Here is a 13,374-nt window from a genome sequence, read left to right as displayed (position 1 = left end):
CCCACTCCCGTACGGCGACGGCGGCCGGTGCCCGCGGAGATCCTCCGCGCACCGGCCGCCGTCGTGTGCTCTCACAGCGCCGTGAGATGCCCCGGCTGCCCCGGCTGCCGTGGCACCAGAGCCGGCTCGGCGGTCGCCGTCCCGGGCTCCAGCGCCAGCACCACCGCCACCGGGTGCTCCTCGTGCCCGTCGGTTTCCACGGGCCGGTCCGCGGGCGCGGACTCGGGGGCCGTCCGGCTGAGCAGCACCACGCCCCACGCGGCGAGTCCCGCTCCGGTCAGGGCCAGCAGCACCCCGCCGGCGCCGCCCCGCAGCTCCTGCCCCAGCAGGGTGAGGCCGATCACCGCGGCGGCCGCCGGGTTGGCGAGGGTCACGACGGCCAGCGGCGCGCCGAGGCCACCGCGGTAGGCCGTCTGGGACAGCAGCAGCCCGCCGACCGCGAACGCGGCGACGAGCACGGCGACCACGACCACCCCGGCGCTCAGCGCCGGACCCGAGCGGTCCGTGGCGGCCACGGTCACCGTCTGGGTGAGCGCGGAGGCCACACCGGAGGCGAAGCCGGACGCCGTCGCGTGCCTGAGGCCCGGCCGCGCGCCGGGCCGGGACAGCAGACCGATCGCCGCGGCGGTGGTACCGGCGACCGCCAGCGCCTCGGTGAGCGACAGGACCCGGGCGGGCGCCGGACCGGAGGCGGTGACCAGCAGCGCGGCCAGCCCGAGCAGCGTCAGTGCCGTACCGCGCCACTCCACCGCGCTGACCCGCCGCCCGGCCGCCCGCGCCCCCAGCGGCACCGCCGCGACCAGGGTGAGCGCACCCAGCGGCTGTACGACGGTCAGCGGACCGTACTTCAGGGCTACGACGTGCAGCAGCGCGGCGGCGGCGTTCAGCCCGACCGCCGACCACCAGGCGCCGGTGCCCAGCAGCCGCAGCAGGCCGGTGCCGGCGCTGCGCGCGGCGAGGCGTTCCTGGGCGACCGCGGCGAGCGCGTAGGCGACGGCCGATACGAGGGAGAGGCCGAGGGCGGTCAGAGCGGCGGGGCTCATCGGCCCGCTCCCGCGAGGACGGGCTCGCGCGTGACCGGCCGCCCGGTGCCGAGCCCCGCCGTACCGACGGTGCGCCGCGGCGGATGGACCAGTACGAGGGCGAGGCCGAGCATGGCCGTCGCGACGATCGCGTCCAGCCAGTAGTGGTTCGCGGTGCCCACGATCACCAGCAGGGTGATCAGCGGGTGCAGCAGCCACAGCGCGCGCCAGCGGGACCGGGTGGCGGCGATCAGGCCGATCGCCACCATCAGGGCCCAGCCGAAGTGCAGCGAGGGCATCGCCGCGAACTGGTTGGAGAGGTGGTCGCCGGCCGGCGGACCGTACACGGACGGGCCGTAGACCCGGGCCGTGTCCACCAGGCCCGTCCCGGTCACCATCCGCGGCGGGGCCAGCGGGAAGGTGAACGGCAGGACGAGGGCGGCGGTGGTGACGGCCGCGAGCACCCGGCGGGCCCACACGTAGTGCGCGGGCCGGCGCAGGTACAGCCAGACCAGGAAGGCGAGCGTGGCCGGGAAGTGGACGGTCGCGTAGTAGGTGTTCGCCAGGTGGACGAGGGTGTCGCCGTGCAGCAGTGCGGACTGCACGGCGTTCTCGTGGGGAAGGTGCACGGTCCGCTCCAGGTGCCACACGCGGCGGGCGTTGTGGAAGGCGTCCCCGGTGTGGCCGACGGCGAGCCGGCGGCCGAGTTTGTAGACCAGGAAGAGCCCGGCGACCAGCAGGAACTCACGTATCAGAGGCGGGCGGGCCGGGGATTCCGGCTCCGTTTCCGCCTCCGCAGGCTCGGTTCGGGCATTCATCCCCCGGCCCCTTCGCTGACGGTGGTGCGTGATGTGGTGCGGTGCGGGTGCGTACGGGCCCCGGTCCCAGGACCGCAGCTCATCGATACGCCGCCGTACCGATACGCCAGTGTACCGATACGGTTGAGTACCGGTACACTGGCGTATCGATTGATGTGCGCCACACTGGAGACACCACGAGTGAGGGGAAGCACCACATGACGTCGCAGGCCGCGGACGGACCGGAGACGGTCGCCGCCTCGCGCCGCTCCAAGATCACGCCAGAGCGTGAGCGGGAGTTCTTCGACGCCGTGCTGGATCAGATCCGCGAGTGCGGCTACGACTCCGTCACCATGGAGGGCGTCGCCGCCAGCACCCGGTGCAGCAAGTCCACGCTCTACCGGCAGTGGAAGAACAAGCCGCAGTTCGTCGCGGCGGCGCTGCGCGCCAGCCGCCGGGTGCGGTTCGCCGGTATCGACACCGGATCGCTCGCCGAGGATCTGCGCCAGGCCGCGCGGGCCGCGGGCGACTGGTCCGGCAAGGACACCAGGCTGCTCCAGGCGCTGGGGCCCGCGGTGACCTCTGACCAGGAACTGGCCCAGGCGCTCCGGGAGGCGCTGGTCCACCCGGAGATCGCCGCGCTGGAGGAGATGCTCGCCCGGGGAGTGGCGCGGGGCGAGGTGCCCGAGGGCCACGCCGCGCTGGAGTACGTCCCCGCCATGATGTTCGGCGTCCTGCGTGTGCGGCCGGTGCTCAACGGCCAGTACGCCGACGCCGACTACCTCGTCCGCTTCGTGGAGGCCGTCGTGCTGCCCGCACTCGGACTGGCAGCCGGACCGTGATGAGACCCAGGCCGCCGTTCACGGGATGACTGAACGGTGACCTGCCCGCGCCGCACCGTGGGGACGGGGGCGGCGCGCACCCCCCGGCCGGGTGGGGTTCCTCTTGAGCGGAGAGGAACCCCACCCGGCCGGACCATGTCTCAGACGTCCTGGCCGCTCCCGCCGCCGGACGAGACCTTGATGCCCCTGAGGATCTCGTCGATCACGGACAGCTTCTGCCCGACGTCCACGCCGAAGCGGACCACCACGATCTGCTCGGGGTCGTTGGGCGAGGGGAAGGCGACGGACTCGACATAGCCGTCGGCACCCTTGCTGGTGACCGCCTTCCAGCGCACCAGGTACCCCTTCTGCCCGGCCACCGTCACCGCCTGGGAGGCCAGTTCCCGGTGCGAGGTGATGCTGCCGTAGGCCTCGTCGCCGTACGACGCCTTGGCGTTGGCCGCGATGTCCGCCTTCGCGACCGCCTCCGCCGTGCCGTCCTTGATGCCCAGTTCCAGCGCCGGAGCGGTGTAGGCGCCGCCCGCGGTGCACGTCTTGGCCGAGTTGCCCGGGCACTTGTAGGAGTTGCCGGAGGTCACCTGGGCGCCGATGCCGATCGCCTCTCCGGTCCAGCCCTGCGGCACCGGCAGGCTGATGCCGTTGACCGGGTCCGGCACCGAGCCACCGCCCTCGACCTTGGGCGCCTGGGACCGGTCCGGGGACGGCGAGGCCCCGCCGGAACCACCCGGGCCCCCGGAACCACCCGGGCCCCCGGAATTCCCGGAGCCTCCGGAACCACCGCCCGAGCCGCCGGTTCCGCCCGAGCCGCCGGGCCCGCCGAACGGCCCGCCCCGGCCGCCGTCTCCCTGCTGCGACCCCGCGCGGTCGCCGCTGCCGCCGTCGTCCTTGGACAGGGCGTACACGCCGACGCCGATGCAGGTCAGCACCGCGGCCGTGACCGCGACGGCTATGCCCGTGCGCAGCCCGCGCCGGGACCGCGCCGCAGGCTCGACGGGATACCCCGGATACCCCGGGTGCCCGCCGTACCCGGCGGGGGCCGCGGGGTACCCGCCGACCGGCTGGGCCGGCTGCGGGGACAGTTGTGCCGGGGGACCCCACGGGGCGGCCGCTCCGGTGGGGCGGGTCTGGTCCGTCCAGGCCGTGCCGTCCCACCAGCGCTCGGTGGGCGGACCGTCGTTCGTCTGCCCGGGGTCGGGGTACCACCCGGGGGGAGTCACCTGCGTCATGCCCCCACCGTATGAGGCGACGGTGAAAGCGCGATGAGAGGATCCGGCGCCAAGCGCGCGGAACGGGACATTTCACCGAGGATTTCTCCGAACCCCGTCTCCCACGACCACCGCGCCCCTCCCCGAGCCCACCGCCCCCGGCCACCACGCGCCCACCGGAGTCCACCCTCCACGGCCACCGCGCGTCTCCCGGAGCCGGCTCCCGCGACCGCCGCGCGTTTTCCGGAGTCCGCCCTGCACGTGCCGCCGTGCGCTGCCCGGAGCCGGATTCCCGCGGCCCCCGCGGGCCTCCCGGGGACGGGTCCGCCGGGCGTCGGCGCGGGCGTAGTTGACGCCTCGTCCGCTGGTCGGGCCCGGGGCGGGGTCGCCTGCCCGCACACTCTTTCACCCGGCCGGGCAAGAGCTGCCGCGACCGGCCACCGAAGGCCCCGCCGGACGGCTACGCTCGGTGTCTGTACGTCATTCGGGCGACCTGGGGAGGTAACGGGATGACGGAGGGACGCCCGTCGGCGGCCGGCTCGGCTCCCCTGTGGGAGCGGGACGCCGAAATCGCCACCGTCGCGCAGGCACTCGACGCCCTGTGCGCGGACCAGACATCCGCAGGCGGTCTGCTGGTCCTCCGCGGCGAGGCGGGACTCGGCAAGACCGCGCTGCTCGCCGAGACCCGCCGCATCGCCGAACGCCGCGGCTGCGCCGTCTGGTCCGCCCGCGGCGCAGAAACGCTGAGATCCGTCCCCTTCCACGTCGTACGGCAGCTGCTCCAGCCGGCGCTGCTGTCGCTGCTCCCCGAAGAGGCCCGCGAGTACCTCGGCGACTGGTACGACATCGCCGGCCCCGCCCTCGGCATAGCCGACCCGCAGGAGGGCAACGCCGACCCGCAGTACGTCTGCGACGGACTCGTCGCCGCGGTGCGCCGGCTCGCCCGCCGCGAATGGCCGCTGGTGCTGCTCCTCGACGACGCGCACTGGGCCGACCAGGAGACCCTGCGCTGGCTCGCCGCGTTCGCCGAACGCCTGGACGACTTGTCCGTCCTCGTCGTGGTCGCCCGTCGGCCCGGTGAGGCCGGCGGCGACAGCGCCCGGCTGCTCGACGCCGTGGCCGAGGCCGCCGGCCGCTCCGTCACCAACCTCAGCGCCCTCACCCCGGACGCCACCGCCGGGATCACCCGCGCCACCCTCGGCCGGCACGCCGACGACGCGTTCTGCCGCGAGGTCTGGGCCGTCACCGCCGGCAACCCCTACGACACCGTCGAACTCCTCGCCAAGGTGCAGGACAGCGAACTCCAGCCGGTCGAGGCACAGGCCGGGGAACTGCGCGCGCTCAACCGCGCGGCCCGCGGCGGCGGACTGGTCGACCGGCTCAAGGGCCTCGGCCTGGAGGCGACCCGGTTCGCCTGGGCCGCCGCCATCCTCGGCACCGGCATCACCGTCGACATGGTCGCCCGCCTCGCCACCATGGACGACGAACTCGCCCGGCACTGCGCCGATCTCCTGTGCACCGCCCGGATCCTCACCAAGCCCGACCCGGCCGTCGGCACCGAACCGATCGACGACGAGCTGGAGTTCGTCCACCCGCTCATCGCCACCGCCGTCTACAACTCCATCCCGCCCGGCGTCTGCACCGCCATGCACGGCGTCGCCGCCCAGATCATCACCCAGCTGGGCCGCGGTGCCGCCGAGGCCGCACGGCACCTGCTGAAGGTGCACCCGGACGACGACGAGGAACTCGTCGAGCAGCTGCGCGAGGCCGCCCGCGAACACCTCGCCGTCGGCGCGCCCGACGCGGCCCGCCGCTGCCTGGAACGCGCGCTGGAAGAGCCGCCCCGGCCCGAGGTGCACGCGCACGTCCTGTACGAACTGGGCTGCGCCACCCTGCTGACCAACCCCGCCGTCACCATCGACCAGCTCCAGAGCGCGCTCGGCATGCGCGGCCTCGAGCGGGACGACCGGGTCGACGCCGTGGTGCGCCTCTCCCAGGCGCTGCTCCACAACGACCAGCTGGAGGAGGCCGTCCGCACGGTCGAGGCCGAGGCCGCCCGGCACGAGGCGGGCCCCGTCCGGATGCGGCTCCAGGCGTTCCAGTTCATGTGGGAGGGCATCCACGGCGAGACCGTCTCCCCGGCCCGCTCCCGCCGCCTGGCCGAACTGGCGAGCACCTGCGCCGGCCGCGACAACGCCGAGCGCGCCCTGCTGATCCTGCGCGGATTCGACGCGATGACCCACGGCGAGAGCGCCGACGTGGTCGCCGAACTGTGCGACCGCGCCCTCGTCAACGGCCGCCTCGCGCCCGGCCTCGGCTGGACCGACACCGAGTGGGGCATGGAGCTGCTGATGATGCTCGGCAGCGCGTACGCCTACACCGACCGGCTCGACCGCGCGGAGAGCCTGTTCGCCGAGGCCCGGCGCGTCTACACCTCGGCGGGCTGGCGCGGCGGCCATCTCTCCCTGGCCAACGCCTTCCTCGGGCTCGCCTACCGCAGACAGGGCCGCCTGCGCGACGCCGAGTCCACCCTGCGCGAGGGCCTGGTCCTCGCCGAACGCGTCGGCCGTGGCCTGCCCCTCTACTGGTCGTCCACCTGCGGACTGGTCGACACACTGCTGGCCCGCGGGCGGGTCGAGGAAGCCTGGTCGGTCGCCGAACGGTACGGTTTCGCGCCGCCGTACCCGTCCACCATCGTGCTGCCCGACATCCGCTCCGTGCGCGGCCGGCTGCTGCTCGCCGTCGGCCGCACCGGGGAGGGCATCAACGAACTGGAGGCCGCGGAGAAGACCGCCGCCTCCCGCGGCGGCCACAACCCGGTCCTCGCACCCTGGTCCATCGACCTCGCCAAGGCCCTGGCCGGGCAGGACCCGGCCCGCGCCGCCCAGCTCGCGGCCGACGCCCGCCGCCAGGCCGAGCGGTTCGGCACGGACACCGCCATCGGCGAGGCCCTGCGCTGCGCCGCCGCACTGGAGACGGGGCAGCGCGCCGTGCAGCTGGCCGCCCGGGCCGTCACCTACCTGGAGGCGTCGCCCTGCCAGTACGAACACGCGGCGGCCCGCGTCGAGTACGGCATCGCCGCCCGCTCGACAGCGGAACTCAACCGGGCCCTGGACCTCGCCCGCGCCTGTGGCGCGGAGGGACTGGTGGCCCAGGCCCGCGAGGTGCTGGAGACGGGACGCGGCCTGCACTGACCCACCGCCACCCACCCGGCACCTGCCCACCGAGCCGCCGTCACACACCGGGGCACCGCCCACCGAGCCGCCGTCACACACCTGGGCACCGCCCACCGAGCCGCCGTCACGCACCGGGGCACCGCCCACCGAGCCACCGCCACGCACCTGGGCACCCCGCTCACCGAGCCACCCCGCCCGGCACCGCGCGGTGCCGGGGCCGATCCGCGGGGGCCCGCGTCCCGTGGGGGCCCGCGTCCCGTGGGGTGGCGGTTGCCGGCGCATGCGGTGAGTGGGCGGCGTGTGGTTCGGCAGGGGTGCGGGTGGCGGGCGCCTGCCGGGTCGTGCCGGGCCGGACTCACATGGCCAGCAGCTGCTCGGTGACCGTCGCGAGCCGGCGCCGGACTCCGGCGTCGTACGCCGCCGCGTGAGCCCGCGCGGGCCGGGTTCCGTCGTAGTAGCCGCCGCTGCCCGACTCCCCGGTGGCCAGGGCCAGCACGCCCGGCGCTCCGTCGGCGACCGAGTTCCACGGGCTGATCCCGCACTCGCGGACCATCGCCGTGTCCATGTGGGTGGCGGGGTGCAGCACGTTCACCGCCACCCCGCTGCCCGCCAGCTCCTCGGCCAGCGTGAACGTGTACGCGGCGAGTGCGAACTTGCTGCGGCAGTAGGCCGACAGCCCGTCGTAGCCACGGCTGAGTTCCGGGTCGGCGAGGTCGACGGGCTCCTGGGCCGCCGAGCCGACGTTGACGATCCGGGCCGGCGGATTCGCCCGTAGCACCGGCAGCAACTCCCGCGTCAGCACCACGGGCGCGAGGTAGTTCACGGCCAGCCGCAGCTCGTGCCCGTCGGCGCTGGTCTCCCGGCCGGATCCGGGCGGCCCGCCGCCCACCCCGGCGTTGTTGATCAGCGCGTCCAGCCCGGGCCGGGCGGCGGCCACCCGCGCGGCCAGCTCGCGCACCTCGGCGAGCCGGGACAGGTCGGCGACGAAACCCTCGGCCTCGCCAAGTGCGCGCAGCTCCTCGACCAGCCCCTCGGTGCGGGCCCCGTCGCGCCCGTGGGCCAGCACGAGATGGCCGGCCCGGACCAGTTCGAAGGCGACGTACCGGCCGAGCCCCGAGGTCGCGCCGGTGATCAGGACAGTGGACATGCCGCCAGCCTAGGCACGCCGGAACGCCGGGAACGAGCTGCTGCCGAGGGTACGACCAGCAGGATCACCCTTGTGTCTCAGCGCGCGTCCTCCTCGGCGAGGACCGGCTGTGCCGTCGCGAACGCCGAGCCGGCGGCCGGCACCCCGCGGTACACGGCGGCCTGGAGCAGCACCGCGCCGGTCTCCTCCGGCGTCAGCCCGTTGCGCCGCGGACGCCGAGCGTGCGCGGCCGGCGGCCCGCGCGGGACGGGGTTCGACGGCGGCGGCACGGGTACCCGGGCGCCACCGCACACGGGACGCAGCCGTACGTGATCAAGGAGCGCGACCCATGAAGGCAGTCACCTGGCAGGGCAAGCGGGACGTCCGGGTGGAGGACGTGCCCGACCCTGGGATCGAGGAACCCACGGACGCCGTCATCCGGATCACATCCACCGGACTCTGCGGCTCCGACCTGCACCTGTACGAGGTGCTCACCCCGTTCATGACCCCGGGCGACATCCTCGGTCACGAACCCATGGGGATCGTGGAGGACGTCGGCTCCGAGGTGACGAACCTGCGGCCCGGCGACCGGGTGGTGGTGCCCTTCCAGATCGCCTGCGGGCACTGCTTCATGTGCGACGCCGGGCTGCCCACCCAGTGCGAGACCACCCAGGTGACCGGCGAGGGCATGGGCGCCCCCCTGTTCGGCTACACCCGCCTGTACGGCGCCGTGCCCGGCGGCCAGGCCGAGTATCTGCGCGTCCCGCAGGCGCAGTACGGCCCGATGAAGGTGCCCGAGGGCCCGTCGGACGACCGGTTCGTCTACCTCTCCGACGTGCTGCCCACCGCCTGGCAGGCCGTCGAGTACGCCGCCGTCCCGCCCGGCGGCACCCTCGCCGTCCTCGGGCTCGGCCCGATCGGCGACATGGCCTGCCGGATCGCCATGGCGCGCGGCGCCGAGCGGGTCTTCGGCGTCGACCTGGTCCCCGAGCGGCTCGCCCGGGCGAACCGGCGCGGCGTGAAGACGTACGACCTCAGGGCCTTCGACGACGAGAAGGCGCTGGTCCACGCGATCCACGACGAGACCGGCGGCCGCGGCCCGGACGCCGTCATCGACGCCGTCGGCACCGAGGCCCACGGCAGCCACGCCGCCAAGCTCGTCCAGCAGACCGCCGCGCTCATGCCGCGCAAAATCAGCGGCCCGCTCGCCGAACGCTTCAGCGTCGACCGGATGGGCGCCCTCTACATGGCCATCGACCTGGTCCGCCGCGGCGGCACGATCTCGCTCAGCGGTGTCTACGGCGGCATGACCGACCCGATGCCGATGCTCACCCTCTTCGACAAGCAGATCCAGCTCCGCATGGGCCAGGCCAACGTCCGCCACTGGAGCGACCAGATCATGCCCTTCCTCACGGACGAGGACCCGCTCGGCGTCGACGACTTCGCCACGCACCGGCTGCCGCTGTCGGAGGCCCCGCACGCGTACGAGATGTTCCAGCGCAAGCAGGACGGCGCCATCAAGATCCTCATGCAGCCGTAGCGGCCGGTCACCGTGCAGCCGCGGTGGCTGAGGGAGCGATGTGCGGCAGTGACGGCCCGGGGAGCGCGGCCGCGGCCCTGACCGTGGCCGTGGCTCAGTCGCGGTCCTTCTCGCCGAGGATCTCCGCCAGGTCGTAGCGCACCGGCTCCTCCAGCTGGGCGTACGTGCAGCTCTCCGGCGTGCGGTCGGGGCGCCAGCGGCGGAAGCGGGCCGTGTGCCGGAACCGCTGCCCGTTCTCCATGTGGTCGTACGCCACCTCGGCCACCCGCTCCGGGCGGAGCGGTACCCAGGACAGGTCCTTCTTGCCGGACCAGCGGCTGGGCGCGCCCGGCAGCCGGGCCGTCTCGTGCGCGCTCTCGTCCGTCCACGCGGCCCACGGGTGCCCGGACACGTCGTCCATGCGCAGCGGCTCCAGCTCGTCCACCAGCTCGGCGCGCCGCTTCATGGCGAAGGCCGCCGACACGCCGACGTGCTGGAGCCGGCCGTGCTCGTCGTGGAGCCCCAGCAGCAGCGAGCCCACCACCGGGCCGCTCTTGTGGAAGCGGTACCCGGCGACGACGACGTCCGCCGTCCGCTCGTGCTTGATCTTGAACATGGCCCGCTCGTCCTGGATGTAGTGCACGGTGAGCGGTTTGGCGACGACTCCGTCGAGACCGGCGCCCTCGAACTGCTCGAACCACTGCCGGGCCACCTCGATGTCGGTCGTCGCGGGCGCCAGGTGCACCGGCGGGGTCGCGTCGGCGAGCGCACGGTCCAGCAGGGCGCGGCGGTCGGCCAGCTCCACGTCGAGCAGGGCGTGGTCGTCCAGCGCGAGCACGTCGAAGGCGACGAAGGAGGCCGGCGTCTTCTCGGCCAGCATCCTGACCCGGGAGGCCGCCGGATGGATCCGCTCGGTCAGCGCGTCGAAGTCCAGCCTGCCGTTCCGTGCGATCACGATCTCCCCGTCCAGCACGCACCGCTCGGGCACCCGCTCCCTCAGCGCCTCGACGAGCTCGGGGAAGTACCTGGTCAGTGGCTTTCCGGTACGGCTGCCCAGCTCCACCTCCGCCCCGTCCCGGAACACGATCGACCGGAAGCCGTCCCACTTCGCCTCGTAGTGCATCCCCGGCGGGATCTTCGCCACCGACTTGGCGAGCATCGGCTTCACGGGCGGCATCACGGGGAGATCCATGGATCCGATTCTGCTCGCATGCATAAGGGTTCGCCCGGTGTGCGAGGTATGCGGGGGGCGCCTACCGTGGCCGCATGGGTGAAGCGGTGGAACTGGAGGTGGGCGGCCGCACCGTACGGCTGTCCAGCCCGGACAAGGTGTTCTTCCCGGAGCGTGGTTTCACCAAGCTGGACCTCGCGCGCTACTACGCCTCCGTCGCCCCCGGCATCCTGCGCGCCCTGCGCGACCGCCCCACCACCCTGGAGCGCTACCCGGACGGCGTCGGCGGTGAGTGGTTCTACCAGAAGCGGGCTCCGAAGGGCATGCCCGACTGGATCCCGACCGCCCACATCACCTTCCCCAGCGGGCGCAGCGCCGACGAGATGTGCCCGACCGAGGAGGCCGCCGTGGTGTGGGCCGCCCAGTACGGCACCCTCACCTTCCACCCCTGGCCGGTCCGCGCCACGGATGTCGACCACCCCGACGAACTCCGCATCGACCTCGACCCGCAGCCCGGCACCGACTACGCCGACGCGGTCCGCGCGGCCGGTGAACTGCGCGCCGTCCTCGACGAGTTCGGCGGGCTGCGCGGCTGGCCGAAGACCTCCGGCGGCCGGGGCCTGCACGTCTTCGTCCCCATCGCGCCCCGCTGGACCTTCACGCAGGTGCGCCGTGCGGCGATCGCGGTCGGCCGGGAGATGGAGCGCCGGATGCCCGAGCAGGTGACCATCAAGTGGTGGAAGGAGGAACGCGGCGAACGCATCTTCCTGGACTACAACCAGACCGCCCGCGACCGCACCATCGCCTCCGCCTACTCCGTACGGCCCCGCCCGCACGCTCCCGTCTCCGCACCGCTGCGCTGGGAGGAGGTCGGTGCCGCCCATCCCCGCGACTTCGACCTCGCCACGATGCCGGCCCGGTTCGCCGAACTCGGCGACGTGCACGCCGACATGGACGACCATGCCTACTCCCTGGACGAGCTGCTGGAACTGGCCCGCCGCGACGAGCACGACCACGGCCTGGGCGATCTGCCGTACCCGCCGGAGTACCCGAAGATGCCCGGCGAACCGAAGCGCGTCCAGCCGAGCCGGGCCCGCCGCGAACCGTCACCCTGACGAGGACGCCGGCACGGCGGCGAGCGGCCGACGCGTCCGCCCCGGCCCCTCGCCACCCGGGCCGACGCAGCCGCACCGGCCCCCGGTCACGCGGGCCGACGCGTCCTCACCGGCCCTTCGCCGCCCGGCCGACGCGTCCGCACCGGCCCCCCCCGTCACGCGGGCCGGTGCGACCACCCCCAACCCGCCGCGCCGAGCCGCTGCGGGCCGGTCCGTCCGGGCACCGGCCGGTCCGGTGCCCCGCGGCTATCCTGAGCGCCAGCCGCCGATGAGGAGTCCCGAAGTGACCGAGGCAGTGTCGCGTCCCACCCTGGAGGCCGTGGCCGCACGGGCCGGCGTGTCCCGGGCCACCGTGTCCCGGGTGGTCAACGGCGGCGACGGGGTCCGCGAGCCGCTGGCCGAACGGGTCCGGCGGGCCGTGGAGGAACTGGGCTACGTCCCCAACCAGGCGGCGCGCAGCCTCGTCACCCGGCGGCACGACGCCGTCGCGGTCGTCATCGCCGAGCCCGAGAGCCGGGTCTTCGCCGACCCCTTCTTCGCCCTCCAGCTGCGCGGCATCAGCAAGGAACTGACAGCGCACGACAACCAGTTGGTGCTGCTGCTCACCGAGGGCCGCGCCGACCACGCGCGCGTGGCCCGGTATCTCGCCGGCGGGCACGTCGACGGCGCGCTCGTCTTCTCCCTGCACCTGGACGACCCGCTGCCCGGTCTCATCCGCGACGCCGGCGTGCCCACCGTGTTCGGCGGGCGCCCCGACTGGGGCGACGACCCCGGGGCCGCGGTCTGCGGACGCGCGGGGGAGGGGCCGGGCCATGGGGTGGTGTACGTCGACTGCGACAACCGGGGCGGGGCGCACACGGCGGTCCGCCATCTCGTGGGCCTCGGCCGCCGGCGCGTCGCGCACATCACCGGTGCACTGGACCAGACGTCGGCGGTGGACCGGCTCGACGGCTACCGGGACGTCATGGCCGACGTCTGGGGGGAGGACGATCCGCGGCTGGTGGTGGAGAGCGACTTCACCCCGGCCGGCGGTGAACGCGCCATGCGTGAACTCCTCGGCTGCTGCCCGGACGTCGACGCCGTGTTCGCCGCGAACGACCTCACCGCGCTCGGCGCCCTGCGGGTGCTGCGCGAGAGCGGCCGGCGCGTGCCCGAGGACGTGGCCGTGGTCGGCTTCGACGACATGGTCCCGGTCGCCGAGCAGACCGACCCGCCGCTGACCACGGTCCGCCAGGACATCGAGGAGATGGGGCGGCTGATGGCGCGTCTGCTGTTGCGGGGCCTGTCCGACGGCCGGGACCGGGAGCGGACGGCGGCCGACGCCCCGGGCGGCGGCGTGATCCTGCCGACCACCCTGATACGCCGCGCCTCCGCGTGACGTCCGGCCCCGCGCCCGGGAAC

At 74.4% G+C, this 13,374-nt stretch carries 10 protein-coding genes and 1 pseudogene; 5 read left to right on the top strand and 6 right to left on the bottom strand.

What is annotated here, in order from left to right:
* Nucleotides 1-71 precede the first annotated feature (71 nt).
* Together JK361_RS01275 and JK361_RS01270 are read right to left on the bottom strand one after the other, a co-directional pair.
* The gene (locus tag JK361_RS01275) at nt 72-1,043 is read right to left on the bottom strand and encodes a DMT family protein (RefSeq protein ID WP_201813716.1); all 972 of its coding nucleotides are present in this window, start codon (nt 1,041-1,043) and stop codon (nt 72-74) included.
* The gene (locus tag JK361_RS01270) at nt 1,040-1,840 is read right to left on the bottom strand and encodes a phosphatase PAP2 family protein (RefSeq protein WP_201813715.1); all 801 of its coding nucleotides are present in this window, start codon (nt 1,838-1,840) and stop codon (nt 1,040-1,042) included. Before JK361_RS01270 ends, JK361_RS01275 begins: the two co-directional genes overlap by 4 nt.
* A 197-nt stretch (nt 1,841-2,037) precedes the next feature.
* Here JK361_RS01270 and JK361_RS01265 point away from each other — a divergent pair, with 197 nt between their 5' ends.
* Nucleotides 2,038-2,661: a TetR/AcrR family transcriptional regulator gene (locus tag JK361_RS01265; RefSeq protein WP_201813714.1), complete on the top strand. Its 624-nt coding sequence runs from the start codon at nt 2,038-2,040 to the stop codon at nt 2,659-2,661.
* A 140-nt stretch (nt 2,662-2,801) separates the two neighbouring features.
* On the opposite strand, the gene JK361_RS01260 is transcribed toward JK361_RS01265, so the two are convergent.
* Nucleotides 2,802-3,887, bottom strand: a complete 1,086-nt coding sequence (locus tag JK361_RS01260) for a DUF2510 domain-containing protein (RefSeq protein WP_201813713.1) — start codon at nt 3,885-3,887, stop codon at nt 2,802-2,804.
* A gap of 488 nt (nt 3,888-4,375) precedes the next feature.
* Between JK361_RS01260 and JK361_RS01255 the strand changes: the two genes are divergently transcribed.
* Nucleotides 4,376-7,060, top strand: a complete 2,685-nt coding sequence (locus tag JK361_RS01255) for an ATP-binding protein (protein WP_201813712.1) — start codon at nt 4,376-4,378, stop codon at nt 7,058-7,060.
* 337 nt (nt 7,061-7,397) lie between these two features.
* On the opposite strand, the gene JK361_RS01250 is transcribed toward JK361_RS01255, so the two are convergent.
* Both JK361_RS01250 and JK361_RS41950 read right to left on the bottom strand, forming a co-directional pair.
* Nucleotides 7,398-8,189 (bottom strand): SDR family NAD(P)-dependent oxidoreductase, encoded by a 792-nt coding sequence (locus JK361_RS01250; protein WP_201813711.1) that lies wholly within the window; start codon nt 8,187-8,189, stop codon nt 7,398-7,400.
* 77 nt (nt 8,190-8,266) lie between these two features.
* A pseudogene (locus JK361_RS41950) lies at nt 8,267-8,419 on the bottom strand (carboxymuconolactone decarboxylase family protein); the annotation flags it as partial.
* Nucleotides 8,420-8,517: 98 nt separating this feature from the next.
* On the opposite strand from JK361_RS41950, the gene JK361_RS01240 reads away from it, so the two are divergent.
* Nucleotides 8,518-9,708, top strand: coding sequence for a zinc-dependent alcohol dehydrogenase (locus tag JK361_RS01240; RefSeq protein ID WP_201813710.1), 1,191 nt, complete (start codon nt 8,518-8,520; stop codon nt 9,706-9,708).
* 94 nt (nt 9,709-9,802) lie between these two features.
* Here JK361_RS01240 and JK361_RS01235 read toward each other — a convergent pair whose 3' ends face one another.
* Nucleotides 9,803-10,879, bottom strand: a complete 1,077-nt coding sequence (locus tag JK361_RS01235; RefSeq protein WP_201813709.1) for an ATP-dependent DNA ligase — start codon at nt 10,877-10,879, stop codon at nt 9,803-9,805.
* Between the two features lie 74 nt (nt 10,880-10,953).
* Here JK361_RS01235 and ligD point away from each other — a divergent pair, with 74 nt between their 5' ends.
* A complete protein-coding gene (ligD, locus tag JK361_RS01230; RefSeq protein WP_201813708.1) occupies nt 10,954-11,973 on the top strand; it encodes a non-homologous end-joining DNA ligase in 1,020 nt (339 codons plus the stop codon).
* A 283-nt stretch (nt 11,974-12,256) separates the two neighbouring features.
* Complete coding sequence (locus tag JK361_RS01225; RefSeq protein WP_201813707.1) at nt 12,257-13,351, top strand: LacI family DNA-binding transcriptional regulator; 1,095 nt, start codon at nt 12,257-12,259, stop codon at nt 13,349-13,351.
* Nucleotides 13,352-13,374 lie beyond the last annotated feature (23 nt).

This window comes from Streptomyces musisoli, from assembly GCF_016741855.1.
Classification (GTDB): Bacteria; Actinomycetota; Actinomycetes; order Streptomycetales; family Streptomycetaceae; genus Streptomyces; species Streptomyces musisoli.
The sequence above is the reverse complement of the archived record's forward strand: the minus strand, read 5'-3'. Positions and strand labels throughout refer to the sequence as shown.

Excerpts from the sequence above, each read along its gene's own strand:
- JK361_RS01275 (WP_201813716.1), bottom strand. The coding sequence starts at position 1,043 with ATGAGCCCCGCCGCTCTGACCGCCCTCGGCCTCTCCCTCGTATCGGCC.
- JK361_RS01270 (WP_201813715.1), bottom strand. The coding sequence starts at position 1,840 with ATGAATGCCCGAACCGAGCCTGCGGAGGCGGAAACGGAGCCGGAATCC.
- JK361_RS01265 (WP_201813714.1), top strand. The coding sequence starts at position 2,038 with ATGACGTCGCAGGCCGCGGACGGACCGGAGACGGTCGCCGCCTCGCGC.
- JK361_RS01260 (WP_201813713.1), bottom strand. The coding sequence starts at position 3,887 with ATGACGCAGGTGACTCCCCCCGGGTGGTACCCCGACCCCGGGCAGACG.
- JK361_RS01255 (WP_201813712.1), top strand. The coding sequence starts at position 4,376 with ATGACGGAGGGACGCCCGTCGGCGGCCGGCTCGGCTCCCCTGTGGGAG.
- JK361_RS01250 (WP_201813711.1), bottom strand. The coding sequence starts at position 8,189 with ATGTCCACTGTCCTGATCACCGGCGCGACCTCGGGGCTCGGCCGGTAC.
- JK361_RS01240 (WP_201813710.1), top strand. The coding sequence starts at position 8,518 with ATGAAGGCAGTCACCTGGCAGGGCAAGCGGGACGTCCGGGTGGAGGAC.
- JK361_RS01235 (WP_201813709.1), bottom strand. The coding sequence starts at position 10,879 with ATGGATCTCCCCGTGATGCCGCCCGTGAAGCCGATGCTCGCCAAGTCG.
- ligD (WP_201813708.1), top strand. The coding sequence starts at position 10,954 with ATGGGTGAAGCGGTGGAACTGGAGGTGGGCGGCCGCACCGTACGGCTG.